The sequence below is a fragment of the Citrobacter sp. UYEF32 genome (assembly GCF_040546205.1).
Lineage (GTDB): Bacteria > Pseudomonadota > Gammaproteobacteria > Enterobacterales > Enterobacteriaceae > Phytobacter > Phytobacter diazotrophicus.
The window spans coordinates 609,239-624,619 of record NZ_JBEPNI010000004.1 but is presented as its reverse complement, the minus strand read 5'-3'; the positions used below and the strand labels follow the sequence as shown (position 1 = coordinate 624,619).

The following is a 15,381-nucleotide window of genomic DNA, read 5'->3' as shown; positions in this document are numbered from 1 at the left end:
TAAATCACAGATCAGGAGGACAAATGACAACGCAGGCATTGCAGGACAGCGAACTTTTCCAGACGGGCTATCTTGTCGATGGCGTCTGGAAATCGTTGGACACGACATTTGACGTACTGAACCCGGCGACCGGCGAGGTTGTCGCAAAGGTAGCAAAAGCCGGGAGAAAAGAGACGGAGGCCGCTATCGCCGCAGCCACCAGGGCTTTTCCCGCCTGGCGTGCGAAAACGGCAAAAGAGCGTTCCGCTATCCTTTATCGCTGGTACGAATTGATCATTGAAAACAAAAGCTGGCTGGGAAGGTTGATGACCACCGAACAGGGCAAGCCCTTAAAAGAAGCCGAAGGTGAGGTGGACTATGCTGCAAGCTTTATTCAATGGTTCGCCGAGCAAGCGAAGCGTGCTAATGGCGAAATTATCCCGCCGATAAAACCCGGATCGCGTATTTTTGCTACCCGCGAACCCATTGGCGTTGTGGCAGCGATAACCCCATGGAATTTCCCGATGGCGATGCTGACCCGTAAGCTGGGACCCGCGTTAGCCGCAGGGTGTACGGGCGTGATTAAACCCGCCAATAACACGCCGCTCAGTGCCTTTGCGCTGCTGGCGCTGGCGAAAAAAGCGGGCGTGCCGGACGGTGTGCTAAATGCAGTTGCCGGGAATACATCGGAAATTAGCGATGCGATCATGGCGAGCCATGATGTACGCAAAATTTCCTTTACTGGATCTACCGCCGTCGGTAAAACGCTGGTGCGTAACGCGGCTGAAACCATGAAGAAAGTCTCCATGGAACTCGGGGGCAACGCGCCTTACATCGTCTTTGAAGACGCAGATATTGATGCGGCGGTAAAAGGGGCGGTTGCCAATAAATTCCGTAATGCCGGGCAAGTATGCGTGAGTGTTAACCGTTTTTATATTCATGAGTCGGTGTATGACACCTTCACGCAGAAACTGGCAGAGGCGGTCAATGCCCTTAAAGTCGGGAATGGTCTTGACGACGGTGTGGTGGTCGGCCCGCTTATTGAATCTTCTGCGGTGGGTAAAGTGCGTGAACACGTGGAAGACGCCGTCGCAAAAGGGGCGAAAGTTTTGGCTGGGGGTAAAGCGCACGCGTTGGGGGGGAATTTCTGGCAGCCCACCGTCCTGGGGGATTGTAGCGATGGCATGAAGCTTGCGAACGAAGAGACGTTTGGCCCGGTCGCCGCCTGTTTTCGCTTTACGACCGAGGATGAAGTTATCCAGCGCGCTAACGCAACGCCGTTTGGTCTTGCAGCCTATTTCTACACCCAAAACTTATCCCGCGTATTTCGCGTCTCCCAGGCGATTGAAAGTGGGATGATTGGTATCAATGAATGCGCGGTATCCACTGAGCTGGGCCCCTTTGGCGGTGTAAAAGAGTCCGGCCTGGGGCGGGAAGGCTCCGTTCTGGGGCTGGAAGAGTTTATGGAAGTCAAAACCCTGCATCTCGGGGGATTATAGTGAAACGGGTGGCGTAAGCCGCCCGACAGGGCTGGATGGCGGACAATGAATACCTATACCTTCGATTTTGCTGAGATCGACACGCAAAGTAAGTTCTATCGCGAATTTTCCCGCCGGTTTGCTCTCAATGGGGCAAACATTACCGATCTGGATTCATTATGGATAGTGGTGACGGAAAAGTTGCCGTTGCCGGTTGAAATTGAGTTCATTCATCTTAGCGAAACACTGCGGCGGCGTTTCGGCGCGCTCATTCTGCTGTTTGATGAAGCGGAGGAAGAACTGGAAGGGCAGTTGCGTTTTAACGTGCGCTAATGCAGCACAAAAAAAGCCCCCGACAGGCGGGGGCAAGTCGTCGGAGTAGACGACGAGGGTTTATTTGTAGAGTTCCGCCGTTGCGTGCCAGGTATCACCTTCCTGGAGTTCGGTCACGTGGTAGGCTTTCGCGCCTGCCGCGTCCGCTTTAGCAGATAATTCGTCACGGATGCTCATTGGAGAACTTGCGGTCTGGGAAACAGAAATGGTCCCAATGGCCTGCATGTTTTGTGTTTGGTTATCGGACAGTTGGGTGGCTGCGCTGGCACCAAAAGAGATCAGTGAAGCTAAACCAAGGGCTGCGATGATTGCGTTACGTTTCATTGTCTTTCTCCTCAATACTCAACGGCGAGAAGGTTTATACCGCTATTTTTATGCCTGGTGCCGCTGAGTGATGATGACATAGGGTTGTCGGTTAATTATTTATACAGTTCAGCAGTGGCATGCCAGCTATCGCCGGTACGTGCTTCGATGATGCGATAAGAAGACGCACCCTGTTCTTCAGCTTTTTTGTTCAGTTCCGCACGCATATCCATCGGGGATGATGCAATGCCACCGACGGAGACGGTGCCTAATGATTGGCGATTTTGCGCCTGGCCAGCATCGATAGAGCTTGCTGCAAATGCGCCAAATGACAGAACAGAAAGGATGCTGAGTGTTGCTACAGTTGATTTGATTTTCATAATGCTTACCTCGTCGAATCTTAATTCCTGAGGGCTTTGTTTCGTGACCCTCATCACAAAATCAAGTATACACTAATAACGTGTAAAATTAATACTGAGCTAATTATTACTATTGTAAGTAAGTGGTAAAGAAACCTTTTTTTATAGTCAAAAAGGCATAAAAAACGGGTGATTTTGAGCGGGGTTTTATTTTTTAATATTTAAAATCAAGGGGATGTGTGATTTTGATTTTTTGTGCGAAAACATTCATTGCGTGAATGAAATGCGACAGAAATTCGCACATTGTGTTAAAGCAAAGGGGATCAGAAAGAGGTGTGACCCTAACAGAGGCACTTCCCCGGCACGAAACCGGGGGAAGGAATTAAAGCTCTTGTTCGAAGAGAACGAGGATGGCTTCGTAAAGTTCTTTGACCGTAAAGCCGCTTGCCGGGGTAGTGAAAATGGTATCGTCACCGGCAATAGTACCCAGAATACCTTCCGCTTTGCCCAGCGAGTCCAGTAAGCGCGCAATCAGTTGTGCAGCGCCTGGGCTGGTATGAATAACAACAACGGCGTCGTTGTAATCGATATCAAGCACCAGATTTTTGAGCGGGCTGGAGGTGGTTGGAACACCCATTTCGACAGGCAAACAGTACACCATCTCCATTTTGGCGTTGCGCGTACGCACCGCGCCGAATTTAGTCAACATGCGGGACACTTTAGACTGATTGATATTGTCAAAGCCCTGTTCTTGTAACGCCAGAACAATCTCTCCCTGAGAACTAAATTTCTCTTCTTTAAGTAGCGCTTTAAACGCTTTAACTAATTCTTCTTGTTTTGCCGAGCTTCGCATAAGTCACCCGTATTAAGGCCGTGAAAACTACATTATTATGCACATGGATGAATTTTTATGCAAATAATCTACTGTGGAAATAACTCAAATTTTCTTATAGTTCACGTAAATTTTATCAAATTACGTTATGGAACCTACTGTGTCATGTGTCGCAAATTCAAGCAAAAGTAAAATAAATGTTACTGAAATGATATTGTTTAGATGGATATCAGCGCTATATTGTAAACTCTCAATCTTAGTTGCTTGGTTTGCCGGTCCGACGGTCGTGAAAGCCCATTATAATATTTTAAAAGCGTGCCATGCCGCAGAATTTTGGCTGGTTCGTTGCCATAATTATCAGGGTGAATTAAGGTCGCCGCAATGGAGTAACAAAATATTTAGCTAACCATAATAAGGAGTTTATGATGAAAGTTGCAGTCCTCGGCGCAGCTGGTGGCATCGGCCAGGCGTTAGCTCTACTACTTAAAACACAACTGCCTTCAGGTTCAGAACTCTCGCTCTATGATATTGCTCCTGTAACCCCTGGGGTTGCTGTTGACCTCAGCCATATTCCTACCGCAGTGAAAATTAAAGGTTTTTCTGGAGAAGACGCAACGCCTGCCCTGCACGGTGCGGATGTGGTGCTGATTTCCGCGGGCGTCGCGCGTAAACCGGGTATGGATCGTTCCGATCTCTTCAATGTGAATGCCGGTATTGTGAAAAACCTGGTCGCGCAAATTGCCAAAACCTGCCCCAAAGCCTGTATTGGCGTGATCACTAACCCGGTTAACACTACGGTGGCGATTGCCGCAGAGGTGCTGAAAAAAGCCGGTGTGTATGACAAAAACAAACTGTTCGGCGTGACAACGCTGGATATCATTCGCTCCAATACCTTTGTGGCTGAGCTGAAAGGTAAGCAGCCGGGCGAGGTTGAAGTGCCGGTCGTGGGCGGACATTCAGGCGTCACCATTCTGCCGTTGCTGTCGCAAATTCCGGGTGTCAGCTTCTCTGAGCAGGAAATTGCCGATCTGACAAAACGTATTCAGAACGCGGGCACTGAGGTGGTCGAAGCAAAAGCGGGTGGCGGGTCTGCAACACTCTCTATGGGCCAGGCAGCCGCGCGCTTTGGCCTGTCGCTGGTGCGTGCGTTGCAGGGCGAAAAAGGTGTTGTTGAATGTGCCTATGTTGAAGGCGATGGCCAGTATGCCCGCTTCTTCTCTCAGCCGCTGCTGTTAGGTAAAAATGGTATTGAAGAACGCCAGTCGATTGGCAAATTAAGCGCCTTTGAACAGCAGGCGCTGGAAGGGATGCTGGAAACCCTGAAAAAAGATATTCAGCTCGGCGAAGATTTTGTTAATAAATAAATAGCTGCCGCCGTCTGGTACGCCGTTTGCCTCCAGAGACGCGCAAAAAAACCGGAGTTCATTGGGCTCCGGTTTTTTTATCGCTTTTAGTTGGTCGCTGGATATTCCTGGATCGTGACTTGTAGTTTCAGTTTCTTGTCATCACGCATCACTTCAACCGGTATTTCTGACCCGGGACGAATTTCCGCGACCTGATCCATGGTTTCCAGTGCCGAGATCGCAGGCTTACCATTCACGCTGACAATAACATCATTCACCTGAATGCCTGCCCGGGCTGCCGGACCATCTGGCGAGACTTCATTAACCACGATTCCCTGAATTTGATCGATACCGCCGTTCTGTGTATGCATAGGGGCGATTTCTCTTCCGCCGATACCGATATAGCCACGGATCACCCGACCATCGCGAATCAACTTATCCATGATTTTCGTTGCGAGCTGGAAGGGGATAGCGAAACCAATACCTTCCGGTGTCTCGCCATCATTGCTCTTGTCGAAAGAGAGAGTATTGATACCCATTAACTCACCCAGCGAGTTCACCAGCGCGCCGCCGGAGTTGCCGTGGTTGATGGAGGCATCCGTTTGCAGGAAATTCTGGCGACCGGTTGGGTTCAGGCCGATACGCCCGGTGGCACTGATGATCCCCTGAGTAATGGTTTGCCCCAGGTTATAGGGGTTACCAATCGCCAATACCACATCACCAATGTGCGGTACACGACGCGGATTGATCGGAATCACCGGCAGGCCGCCAGTGGCGTTAATTTTCAGTACCGCCAGGTCGGTAAGGGAGTCTGACCCCACCAGAAGCGCCTCAAAAACGCGGCCATCCTGCAAGGCAACGATGATCTGGTCTGCATCGTTGATAACATGTTTATTCGTAACGATATAGCCACGCTGATCCATAATCACACCGGAACCCAGGGTACGAATTTCCAGACGATTATGGGATGACGTATTCATACTACGGTTATAGACATAGACTACCGCGGGCGCGGCGCGGCGAACCGCCGGGTTGTAGCTGGCGGGCGTTTCATCGGTACTGTCAAATTGCGTTGCGGTTAGCGGGTTATGCTGGCGTAGCGAAGGCAGGGCGGCGAGGATAATGCCACCAACCATTAAACCAATTGCAACCGAGCGTAAGAGCTTCAAAAACATGATGCAGGCGTCGTCATTAGGGAGTCGCAGCAGCATAGCACGAGTTTTCCGGACATCACATGCAGCGGTGATGTCCGGGATCGTATTTGCTTAACGTAGCAATAAATAGAGTGTTTCATTGCCGCGGATGATTTGCAGAGCAATTACCGACGGTTTGGTTTCAAGAACCTTACGCAGCTCGGCAATGGACTGCACCTGCGTACGGTTAATGCCAATAATGACATCGTCTTTATGCAGGCCTGCCTGAGCAGCCGCACTGCCTTTTTCTACGTTCTCAATATTGATACCTTTCGTACCGTCTTTGAGTTGACCATCACTCAACGAGGCGCCCTGCAGCGCCGGGGAGATCAGTTCAGCGCTGGCGGAAGACGAAGTGCTCTTATCCAGTGTGACTTCAATATCCTGCGGTTTGCCATCACGCAGGATGCCTAACTTCACTTTTGCGCCTGGTTCCGTCGTTGCAATGCGTGAACGCAGTTCGGCAAAGCTGTTCAGCGGCTTGTCATTAAGGCTGACAATCACGTCGCCAGATTTAATGCCCGCTTTCGCTGAGCCGGAGTTCGGCAACACTTCGCTGACAAAGGCGCCACGCTGCACATTCAGGTTAAAGGCTTTGGCGATATCAGCACTCATCTCGGTCCCTTTAATACCCAGCAGGCCGCGTTTGATTTCGCCGAACTGAATCAACTGGCGAGACAGTGTCTGTGCCATATTACTGGGAATCGCAAAACCGATACCGACGCTGCCGCCGCTCGGCGCAAGGATTGCTGTGTTGATGCCAATAAGCTCACCGTTCAGGTTCAGCAATGCGCCGCCGGAGTTACCGCGGTTAATCGAGGCATCGGTCTGGATAAAGTTTTCCAGTCCTTCGAGATTAAGTCCGCTTCGGCCCAGAGCAGAAACAATCCCGGATGTCGCTGTTTGCCCCAGCCCGAACGGGTTCCCCACGGCAACGACAAAGTCACCCACTCTTAACTTATCGGAATCGGCGATCGCGATTTGCGTGAGGTTGCTGGGGTTTTGTAGCTGCAACAGCGCAATGTCGCTTTGATCATCGCCGCCAATCAATTTGGCCTCGAACTCGCGACCATCGTTGAGCTGGACATTGATTTTTTGCGCCTGGTTAATGACGTGGTTGTTCGTCAACACGTAGCCTTTTGCTGCATCAATGATGACCCCGGAACCCAACCCTTCAAAAGGCTGAGCCTGCTGCTGTTCGGGCAACTCGTCGCCAAAATATTTTTTCAGTTCATCAGGGACTTTCTGTCCTTGTACCGCCGTTCCTTCCACCTGCACGCTCACCACGGCAGGTAAAACTTTCTCCAGCACTGGCGCGAGGCTGGGAAGCGCTCCCTGGCCTGGAACCTGCGATGGCATCGCTGCCATAGTCTGGATGGGTGCCGAGAGAGATAACCCGACACTTAACGCTAACGCACTCAACAGCTGGGTTTGTTTCTTCATTGATGCTGGCTCTCGTAACCTGAAGTGAAAGGGAAAACGATGCAAAACAGTTTGATGTTATTGAAATTTCAATCGGGTAACAATGAGGTTAATGACTAAATGATAGCTGTGATTATAAAGACAAGACGGGCGCAACCTGTGCGCCCGTTAAAAATGCGGTAATAAAGTGATTATTTGCGGTTTGCGTTGCCGCGCAGCAAGCCGGAGGCACCTTCGGAATAGTCGCGAGGAATCTGTACCGGTGCCTGATCGTTGCCCGCTTCGGACTCCGCCAGACGGTTACGGAATGGGTTTTCCTCAGCAGACATTTCCGGCAGTAAGCTGCTGGAACTTTTTGCCATGTGCTGATAAAGCTGGCGGTAATCATGCGCCATATTGTCGAGGAGTTCTGCGCTGCGAGCGAAGTGATTGACCAGCTCTTCACGGTACTCTTCAAGTTCTGCTTTATTTTTTTCCAGCTCGTACTGCATTGCCTGTTGCTGGCGTAATTTCCGGTTTCCAAAACGCATGGCCACAGCACCAATGATGACGCCGACGACTAACCCAATTAGCGCGTATTCCCAGGTCATGTACTTCTCCCATTGTCTTATGGTTCCGTAGGGTAATAGCTGCAAGCTCCTTGCCTGCGCCTGATTATGCCACTATAACCGCTATTCGCGCAGAAGTGGAATCCCGACGCGGCATCGCGTAGGGTAGAACGACCTTTTTTTCGCCAACCCTGTGGGCAGGATCGATTTTCAAGGAATAACGATAACACCATGCAGAGCCTTACCCCGACATCGCGTTACCTCAATGCCCTCAACGAGGGTAGCCATCAGCCGGATGATGTGCAAAAAGAAGCTGTTAGCCGTCTTGATCTCATTTACCAGCAAATTGTGACCAAAGAACAATCCGCCCCGCAAAGCGGTGGCTTGATGGCGAAATTTGGCAAATTGTTAGGTAAGCGTGAGCCCACGACGCTTACCCCCGTACGCGGCCTTTATATGTGGGGCGGCGTCGGGCGCGGTAAAACCTGGTTAATGGACCTCTTTTATCAAAGCCTGCCTGGGGAACGGAAACAGCGTCTGCATTTCCACCGTTTTATGCTGCATGTGCATGAGGAATTAACGCAACTACAGGGGCATAGCGATCCGCTGGAGATTGTCGCCGACCATTTCAAAGCCGAAACCGATGTGCTCTGTTTTGATGAGTTTTTCGTATCGGATATCACCGACGCCATGTTGCTCGGCGGGCTAATGAAGGCACTCTTCGCCAGAGGGATTACGCTGGTCGCCACTTCGAATATTCCGCCGGACGAACTTTATCGTAACGGGTTGCAACGGGCGCGTTTTTTACCGGCCATTGATGCCATCAAACAGTACTGCGATGTGATGAATGTCGATGCGGGTGTGGATTATCGTCTGCGTACATTGACCCAAGCCCATCTGTGGCTTTCGCCATTAAATGAAGAGACGCAGCAGCAGATGGATAAACTCTGGCAAGCGCTGGCAGGGGCAAAACGGACTCATTCTCCAGTATTAGAGGTCAATCACCGTCCGCTGGCGACGCTGGGGGTGGAAAATCAGACGCTGGCGGTATCGTTCGCCACGCTGTGTGTGGATGCCCGCAGTCAGCACGACTATATTGCCCTCTCTCGTCTGTATCACACCGTCATGCTATTTGATGTCCCCGTCATGACACCGTTAATGGAGAGTGAGGCGCGGCGTTTTATCGCACTGGTGGATGAATTCTACGAACGGCATGTGAAGCTGGTGGTGAGCGCGGCGGTTCCGCTGTACGAGATTTATCAGGGCGAGCGACTGAAATTCGAGTTCCAGCGCTGTCTGTCTCGTCTGCAGGAGATGCAGAGCGAGGAGTACCTCAAGCGGCAACATATGCCATAACTGCCCGGTTCTCTGTGGGAGAGGGGCTGGGGGGAGGGCATCAGACCGCACAGCCCCAACACCGAAAAAGCCTCTTCAAATCACAAATAGGGGTCGATCTTTGACCCCGACTTCTCTATAATCCTGCGACCCCACGTTACAAGAAGGTTTTTTTCCCAAAACTTTCTCTGCGCCGGCATAGGCTATTCGAAGGGGTAGGTTTGCTGGACAATGTCGTGTGAACCTCAACTGACTAAACGTTTGGGTGTTCACCAACGTGTAACTTATTATTTGGGTAAGCTTTTAATGAAAACTTTTACAGCTAAACCAGAAACCGTACAACGCGACTGGTATGTTGTTGACGCGACAGGTAAAACTCTGGGCCGTCTGGCTACTGAACTGGCACGTCGCCTGCGCGGTAAGCATAAAGCGGAATACACTCCGCACGTTGATACTGGTGACTACATCATCGTTCTGAACGCAGAAAAAGTTGCTGTAACCGGCAACAAGCGTGAAGACAAAATGTACTACCACCACACTGGCCACATCGGTGGTATCAAAGAAGCGACCTTTGAAGAGATGATTGCCCGCCGTCCTGAGCGTGTGATTGAAATCGCGGTTAAAGGCATGCTGCCAAAAGGCCCGCTGGGTCGTGCTATGTACCGTAAACTGAAAGTTTACGCTGGCAACGAGCACAACCACGCGGCACAGCAACCGCAAGTTCTTGACATCTAATCGGGATTATAGGCAATGGCTGAAAATCAATACTACGGCACTGGTCGCCGCAAAAGCTCTGCTGCTCGCGTGTTCATCAAACCGGGCAACGGTAAAATCGTAATCAACCAGCGTTCTCTGGAACAGTACTTCGGTCGTGAAACTGCCCGCATGGTAGTTCGTCAGCCGCTGGAACTGGTCGACATGGTTGAGAAACTCGATCTGTACATCACTGTTAAAGGTGGTGGTATCTCTGGTCAGGCTGGTGCGATCCGTCACGGTATCACCCGCGCTCTGATGGAGTACGACGAGTCCCTGCGTTCTGAACTGCGTAAAGCTGGCTTCGTCACTCGTGACGCTCGTCAGGTTGAACGTAAGAAAGTCGGCCTGCGTAAAGCACGTCGCCGTCCGCAGTACTCCAAACGTTAATTGCTTTCTGCGAAAGCAGAACGATTGGCGAAAAAACCCGGTTTCTACCGGGTTTTTTTATGGATAAAAATCACGTTATCCACAGTAATGAGTTGATTCTCTCTTCTTTTTCAGCATTTCCAGAATCCCCTCACCACAAAGCCCGCAAAATCTGGTAAACTATCATCCAATTTTCTGCCCAAATGCCTGGGATTGTTCATTTTTTGTTTGATGTTTAAACGAGAGTGACTGTGCGCGTGGGTGGGTTACCAACATCTCGCCGGTCAAAGTAAGACTGGTAGCAGTAAAAATACTGAATATACCTGGAGGTTTTCATGGCTGTCGCTGCCAACAAACGTTCGGTAATGACGCTGTTTTCTGGTCCTGTTGACATCTATAGCCATCAGGTCCGTATCGTGCTGGCAGAAAAAGGTGTCAGCTTCGAAATTGAGCACGTGGAAAAGGATAATCCTCCTCAGGATCTGATTGACCTCAACCCGAATCAAAGCGTACCGACTCTTGTCGATCGTGAACTCACTCTGTGGGAATCACGCATTATCATGGAATACCTGGATGAGCGTTTCCCTCATCCGCCGCTGATGCCGGTTTATCCGGTTGCGCGTGGTGAAAGCCGTCTTTACATGCATCGCATTGAGAAAGACTGGTACTCGCTGATGGAAGTGATCATGTCCAGCAGTGGCGCGCAGGCCGATAACGCCCGCCGTCAATTGCGTGAAGAACTGATGCAGATTGCTCCGGTGTTCGGCCAGAAGCCGTATTTCCTGAGTGATGAATTCAGCCTGGTGGATTGCTACCTGGCGCCGTTGTTGTGGCGTTTGCCGATTCTGGGTATTGAACTCAGCGGCGCAGGCTCTAAAGAGCTGAAAGGCTACATGACACGTGTTTTCGAACGCGATTCATTCCTCGCGTCTCTGACAGAAGCCGAGCGCGAAATGCGCCTGGGCCGGGGTTAATCGAATGGACTTGTCGCAACTGACACCGCGCCGTCCTTACCTGTTGCGGGCTTTTTATGAGTGGTTGCTCGATAACCAGCTCACCCCGCATCTGGTCGTCGACGTAACGTTGCCGGGTGTGCGCGTGCCCATGGAGTATGCGCGCGACGGGCAGATCGTGTTGAACATTGCGCCGCGAGCCGTGGGTAATCTTGAACTGGCGAATGATGAAGTGCGTTTTAATGCGCGCTTTGGTGGCGTCCCGCGTCAGGTTGCTGTGCCGCTGGCCGCTGTTCTTGCTATCTACGCACGTGAAAACGGCGCGGGAACGATGTTCGAACCTGAAACGGCATACGATGAAGACGTGGTCACGGTGAACGACGACGACGAAACCTCTCTGCCGGATGGCGAGACGGTGATGTCGGTGATCGATGGCGACAAACCCGATCATGCGGACGATAACGATCCGGATGATGATCCCCCACCACGCGGCGGGCGTCCATCGCTGCGTGTCGTGAAGTAACACAAAGGCAGGGTCAATCGACCCTGCTTTTTTTACGGCAGCAACCCCGGCGCCAGCCAACACGCGATCGTTTCGCGCATTACCTTCCGCCTTGTTGCCAGCGCTTCCGGACGCTTAAGATCCTGCTGATAGATGATCGACAGCGTCGACTGGTTAATCAGATAGAAAAATCCCAAAGCCGACATTGTGATGTTTAGCTGCATCGCATCAATACCTGGGCGGATCGTCCCATCCTGCTGACCGCGTTCAAGAATGCGCTGAGTTATCGAAAGCCAGCTACTGTTGATGGGGACAATCGTATCCACTTCCTTAAGATGGCGCGCCTTAAGCTGGTTTTCACTGTTGAGCAACTGGATAAATTCCGGGTTCTCAAGGTAGTAGTGCCAGGTAAAATCCATCAGTTCAAGTACCGCGTCGCGGGCAGGCAGATGATCGAGTTCCAGTGCGGCCTCTTTGGTACGGATATCCTGGTACGCGGCCTGCAAAACATGGGTAAACAGCGTATCTTTGTTATCGAAGTAATAGTAAATCAGCTGCTTGTTCACGTTCGCCGTCGCGGCGATCTGATCAATCCTCGCCCCGTCAAAACCCTTTTCAGCGAACTCCTTTTTGGCTGCATCAAGGATCAGGCTTTTTGTGAGATCTGGATCATGCCTGCGCTTTGTTCTGGCTTCCCCTTTCATAGATCCTCCATTCAATTTCTTGTTTTAATTGTAGTTTTAAATAAATCAACCAGTTGGTTGATTTTGAGAAGTCGATCATGAATTTAATTTTTCTCTCTTTCTATACTGCTTTTACAGTTTCAACTGTTTAGTTGAAATGTTTGGCACTCATCAGGGAGTATGCTCATGATCCATTCGCAACGTCCGGTAGCATTAGTGACAGGCTCGACACGGGGAATTGGTAAAGCGTGCGCGTTGGCGCTTGCCAGAGCCGGGTTTCACGTCGCAATCAACGGACGCGATAACGAAGATGGTCGCGCCCGACAACAAGCCATGGTAGCGGAATTAGAACAATTTGGCATCGAAGCTCTGGCGTTACCGGGTGATGTTTCAGATTTAATTCTCCAGCAAGGGATGCTGGACACCGTTTTGCAACGCTGGGGGCGACTGGACTGCCTTGTCAACAACGCCGGGACGGCGGCAAAGCAGCGTGGCGATCTGCTTGAGGTCACGCCGGATAATTACCAGTACTGTCAGGACGTCAACACCAGGGCAATGTTCTTCTTTTGCCAAAAAGCGGCGCGCGCCATGCTTTCGCAGGGTGAGCTTAATAATCAGCACCGCTCTATTATCAACATCACTTCCTGTAGCGCCCACAGCTTATCGATTTCTCGCGGGGAATATTGCGTATCGAAAGCAGCCGCCAGCATGGTGACGCAACTTTTTGCGCTGCGCCTGGCGGAAGAAGGCATCGGTGTTTATGAAATTCGCCCTGGTATCATCGAAACTGACATGACCAGCGGTGTGAAACCGAAGTATGACCAGTTGATCGGCGGCGGTCTGGTGCCGATGAAACGCTGGGGCCAGCCGACGGACATTGCCGTGGTCGTCGATGCGCTGGCAAACGGCAACTTACCTTTCACTGTCGGCCAAATTATTGATGTCGACGGCGGCCTGAACAAATCCCACTTTTAATTGCGAGGCACAGCAATGGCGACAATTTCCGTTGGCATCATCATGCATGGCGTAACCGGGCGGATGGGCAAAAATCAGCATCTGATCCGCTCCATCGTGGCAATTCGTGAACAGGGCGGCGTTGAGCTGGCAAACGGCGACAGGCTCATGCCGGACCCGATCCTGATTGGTCGTAATGAAGAAAAAATTGCCGCACTGGCGAAACAAACCGGTATCAGTCGTTGGGGCACGGATTTGGATGCGGCGCTGGCCAACCCAAACGATACGATCTTCTTTGATGCCGCCACGACGCAGGCGCGCCCCGGTTTACTGAAAAAAGCCATTGCCGCCGGTAAACATATTTACTGCGAAAAACCGGTAGCGGTCAGCCTGTCAGAAGCCGTCGAGTTATATCACTATGCAGAGCAGCAGGGCGTTTGCCACGGCGTGGTACAGGACAAACTGTGGCTGCCGGGGCTGCGTAAACTGCAAATGCTCAATCAGGCGGGCTTCTTCGGTAAAGTGCTGTCGGTTCGCGGCGAGTTTGGTTACTGGGTGTTTGAAGGTGATTTGCAGCCGACCCAGCGCCCGTCATGGAACTACCGTCAGGAAGATGGCGGCGGCATCATCCTCGATATGATCTGCCACTGGCGTTATGTCGTCGACAACCTGTTTGGCGAAATCAAAAGCATCAGTTGCCTGGGCGCGACTCATATTCCGGAACGTTTTGATGAGCAGGGGAACGCCTACAAAGCCACCGCTGATGACGCCGCCTACGCCACATTTGAACTGCACAATGGCACTATCGTGCAGATCAACAGCTCCTGGTGTGTCCGGGTGCGCCGCGATGACCTGGTGACTTTCCAGGTGGATGGCGTGAACGGTTCTGCGGTCGCGGGGCTGACTGATTGTCTGACGCAATCACGTGTGAACACCCCGAAACCTGTCTGGAACCCGGATGTTCGCCAGACACATGACTTCTTCGAAGACTGGGCGCCAGTACCTGATACCACCACCTATGACAACGCCTTCAAAGTGCAATGGGAACTCTTTCTGCGCCATGTTCATGGTGAAATCGACTTCCGCTGGAACCTGCTGGAAGGGGCAAAAGGGGTGCAATTGGTTGAACTGGCGCTGCAAAGCTGGAAAGAACGCCGCTGGGTCGATGTTCCGTCACTGGTGCGCTAAGGAGGCCGTATGCAACAGCCCGATCCACGTCGTTTATCGATGAATACCGCCACCGTCCGTAAGCAGTGGACGCTGGATAAGATCATCGACGGCTGCGCCCGTCATGAAATTCGCGGCATCTCGCCGTGGCGCGATCAGGTTCAGGCGCTGGGGTTAGAACGTACCGCGCAGATGATCCGCAGTAACGAACTGACCGTCAGCGGCTATTGCCGCGGCGGGATGTTTCCCGGCATCGATGAGGCGGCACGCCGTGCGGCGGATGACGATAACCGCCGGGCGGTAGATGAAGCACTGGCAGTGAATGCCGCCTGTCTGGTGCTGGTGGTGGGCGGCCTGCCGGGTGATTCGAAAGATATTGCTGGCGCACGTAGCCAGGTGCGGGATGGTCTGGGTCGCCTGCTGGAGTATTCGCGCAAGGTGGGAATGCCGCTGGCGATTGAGCCGCTACACCCGATGTATGCCGCGGACCGCGCCTGCATAAACACCCTTGAGCAGGCCAACGATCTGTGTGATGAGCTCGGTGATGATGGGTTAGGAATGGCCGTCGATCTCTATCACACCTGGTGGGATCCAAAGTTTTTCCAGCAGATCGAACGCGCCGGACGGAAACGTATCCTGGGTTTTCACATCTGCGACTGGCTGGTGCCGACACAGCATCTGCTGCTCGATCGCGGCATGATGGGCGATGGGGTGATCGACATTCGCGCGGCCCGTCAGGCGGTGGAGGCGCTGGGGTATCAGGGGGCGCATGAAGTGGAGATTTTCTCCGAACACGACTGGTGGCAACGTGACCCGGATACGGTGCTCGCTACCTGCAAAGCGCGTCATTTAACGCATTGTTAATCAGATTTTGG

Annotated in this window: 18 protein-coding genes; 11 read left to right on the top strand and 7 right to left on the bottom strand. The window is 51.9% G+C overall.

All coding sequences use genetic code 11. The annotated features are described in order from the left end of the window. Positions 1 to 23 precede the first annotated feature (23 nt). Together ABIB59_RS14350 and ABIB59_RS14345 are read left to right on the top strand one after the other, a co-directional pair. Positions 24 to 1,478 (top strand): NAD-dependent succinate-semialdehyde dehydrogenase, encoded by a 1,455-nt coding sequence (locus ABIB59_RS14350; protein ID WP_079497040.1) that lies wholly within the window; start codon positions 24 to 26, stop codon positions 1,476 to 1,478. A 45-nt stretch (positions 1,479 to 1,523) separates the two neighbouring features. Then, positions 1,524 to 1,790, top strand: a complete 267-nt coding sequence (locus ABIB59_RS14345) for a barstar family protein (protein ID WP_079497041.1) — start codon at positions 1,524 to 1,526, stop codon at positions 1,788 to 1,790. A 60-nt stretch (positions 1,791 to 1,850) separates the two neighbouring features. On the opposite strand, the gene yhcN (ABIB59_RS14340) is transcribed toward ABIB59_RS14345, so the two are convergent. The 3 genes from yhcN (ABIB59_RS14340) to argR all read right to left on the bottom strand — a co-directional run bounded on the left by yhcN (ABIB59_RS14340) (position 1,851) and on the right by argR (position 3,305). After that, positions 1,851 to 2,114 (bottom strand): peroxide/acid stress response protein YhcN, encoded by a 264-nt coding sequence (yhcN, locus tag ABIB59_RS14340; protein WP_039077420.1) that lies wholly within the window; start codon positions 2,112 to 2,114, stop codon positions 1,851 to 1,853. 95 nt (positions 2,115 to 2,209) lie between these two features. Beyond that, positions 2,210 to 2,473: a peroxide/acid stress response protein YhcN gene (yhcN, locus tag ABIB59_RS14335; RefSeq protein WP_039077421.1), complete on the bottom strand. Its 264-nt coding sequence runs from the start codon at positions 2,471 to 2,473 to the stop codon at positions 2,210 to 2,212. A gap of 361 nt (positions 2,474 to 2,834) precedes the next feature. Continuing rightward, positions 2,835 to 3,305 (bottom strand): transcriptional regulator ArgR, encoded by a 471-nt coding sequence (gene argR, locus ABIB59_RS14330; protein ID WP_039077422.1) that lies wholly within the window; start codon positions 3,303 to 3,305, stop codon positions 2,835 to 2,837. 404 nt (positions 3,306 to 3,709) lie between these two features. On the opposite strand from argR, the gene mdh reads away from it, so the two are divergent. Continuing rightward, positions 3,710 to 4,648 carry a malate dehydrogenase gene (gene mdh, locus ABIB59_RS14325; protein WP_039077423.1) on the top strand — a complete coding sequence of 313 codons (939 nt, stop codon included), beginning with the start codon at positions 3,710 to 3,712 and terminating at the stop codon, positions 4,646 to 4,648. Positions 4,649 to 4,734: 86 nt separating this feature from the next. On the opposite strand, the gene degS is transcribed toward mdh, so the two are convergent. The 3 genes from degS to zapG form a co-directional block, all read right to left on the bottom strand. After that, positions 4,735 to 5,802, bottom strand: coding sequence for an outer membrane-stress sensor serine endopeptidase DegS (degS, locus tag ABIB59_RS14320; RefSeq protein ID WP_107223896.1), 1,068 nt, complete (start codon positions 5,800 to 5,802; stop codon positions 4,735 to 4,737). A 90-nt stretch (positions 5,803 to 5,892) separates the two neighbouring features. Next, positions 5,893 to 7,263: a serine endoprotease DegQ gene (gene degQ, locus ABIB59_RS14315; protein ID WP_039077424.1), complete on the bottom strand. Its 1,371-nt coding sequence runs from the start codon at positions 7,261 to 7,263 to the stop codon at positions 5,893 to 5,895. Between the two features lie 170 nt (positions 7,264 to 7,433). Beyond that, the gene (zapG, locus tag ABIB59_RS14310; RefSeq protein ID WP_039077425.1) at positions 7,434 to 7,832 is read right to left on the bottom strand and encodes a Z-ring associated protein ZapG; all 399 of its coding nucleotides are present in this window, start codon (positions 7,830 to 7,832) and stop codon (positions 7,434 to 7,436) included. A gap of 189 nt (positions 7,833 to 8,021) precedes the next feature. Between zapG and zapE the strand changes: the two genes are divergently transcribed. The 5 genes from zapE to sspB all read left to right on the top strand — a co-directional run bounded on the left by zapE (position 8,022) and on the right by sspB (position 11,723). Beyond that, positions 8,022 to 9,146: a cell division protein ZapE gene (gene zapE / locus ABIB59_RS14305; protein WP_354035856.1), complete on the top strand. Its 1,125-nt coding sequence runs from the start codon at positions 8,022 to 8,024 to the stop codon at positions 9,144 to 9,146. 285 nt (positions 9,147 to 9,431) lie between these two features. Further along, the gene (gene rplM / locus ABIB59_RS14300) at positions 9,432 to 9,860 is read left to right on the top strand and encodes a 50S ribosomal protein L13 (RefSeq protein ID WP_013364512.1); all 429 of its coding nucleotides are present in this window, start codon (positions 9,432 to 9,434) and stop codon (positions 9,858 to 9,860) included. A gap of 15 nt (positions 9,861 to 9,875) precedes the next feature. Next, the gene (gene rpsI, locus ABIB59_RS14295) at positions 9,876 to 10,268 is read left to right on the top strand and encodes a 30S ribosomal protein S9 (protein ID WP_002437466.1); all 393 of its coding nucleotides are present in this window, start codon (positions 9,876 to 9,878) and stop codon (positions 10,266 to 10,268) included. Positions 10,269 to 10,582: 314 nt separating this feature from the next. Further along, the gene (gene sspA, locus ABIB59_RS14290; protein ID WP_039077427.1) at positions 10,583 to 11,221 is read left to right on the top strand and encodes a stringent starvation protein SspA; all 639 of its coding nucleotides are present in this window, start codon (positions 10,583 to 10,585) and stop codon (positions 11,219 to 11,221) included. Between the two features lie 4 nt (positions 11,222 to 11,225). Then, entirely contained in the window at positions 11,226 to 11,723 is a 498-nt protein-coding gene (gene sspB, locus ABIB59_RS14285) for a ClpXP protease specificity-enhancing factor (protein WP_039077428.1), read from the top strand. Positions 11,724 to 11,755: 32 nt separating this feature from the next. On the opposite strand, the gene ABIB59_RS14280 is transcribed toward sspB, so the two are convergent. Continuing rightward, positions 11,756 to 12,406: a TetR/AcrR family transcriptional regulator gene (locus ABIB59_RS14280; RefSeq protein WP_079497045.1), complete on the bottom strand. Its 651-nt coding sequence runs from the start codon at positions 12,404 to 12,406 to the stop codon at positions 11,756 to 11,758. Positions 12,407 to 12,571: 165 nt separating this feature from the next. On the opposite strand from ABIB59_RS14280, the gene ABIB59_RS14275 reads away from it, so the two are divergent. The 3 genes from ABIB59_RS14275 to ABIB59_RS14265 are packed head-to-tail and all read left to right on the top strand — an operon-like array spanning position 12,572 to position 15,370. Then, the gene (locus ABIB59_RS14275; protein WP_335254656.1) at positions 12,572 to 13,360 is read left to right on the top strand and encodes a 3-ketoacyl-ACP reductase; all 789 of its coding nucleotides are present in this window, start codon (positions 12,572 to 12,574) and stop codon (positions 13,358 to 13,360) included. A gap of 15 nt (positions 13,361 to 13,375) precedes the next feature. After that, positions 13,376 to 14,527, top strand: coding sequence for a Gfo/Idh/MocA family protein (locus ABIB59_RS14270; RefSeq protein ID WP_039077430.1), 1,152 nt, complete (start codon positions 13,376 to 13,378; stop codon positions 14,525 to 14,527). A gap of 9 nt (positions 14,528 to 14,536) precedes the next feature. Next, positions 14,537 to 15,370 carry a sugar phosphate isomerase/epimerase family protein gene (locus tag ABIB59_RS14265; protein WP_039077431.1) on the top strand — a complete coding sequence of 278 codons (834 nt, stop codon included), beginning with the start codon at positions 14,537 to 14,539 and terminating at the stop codon, positions 15,368 to 15,370. Positions 15,371 to 15,381: the final 11 nt, after the last annotated feature.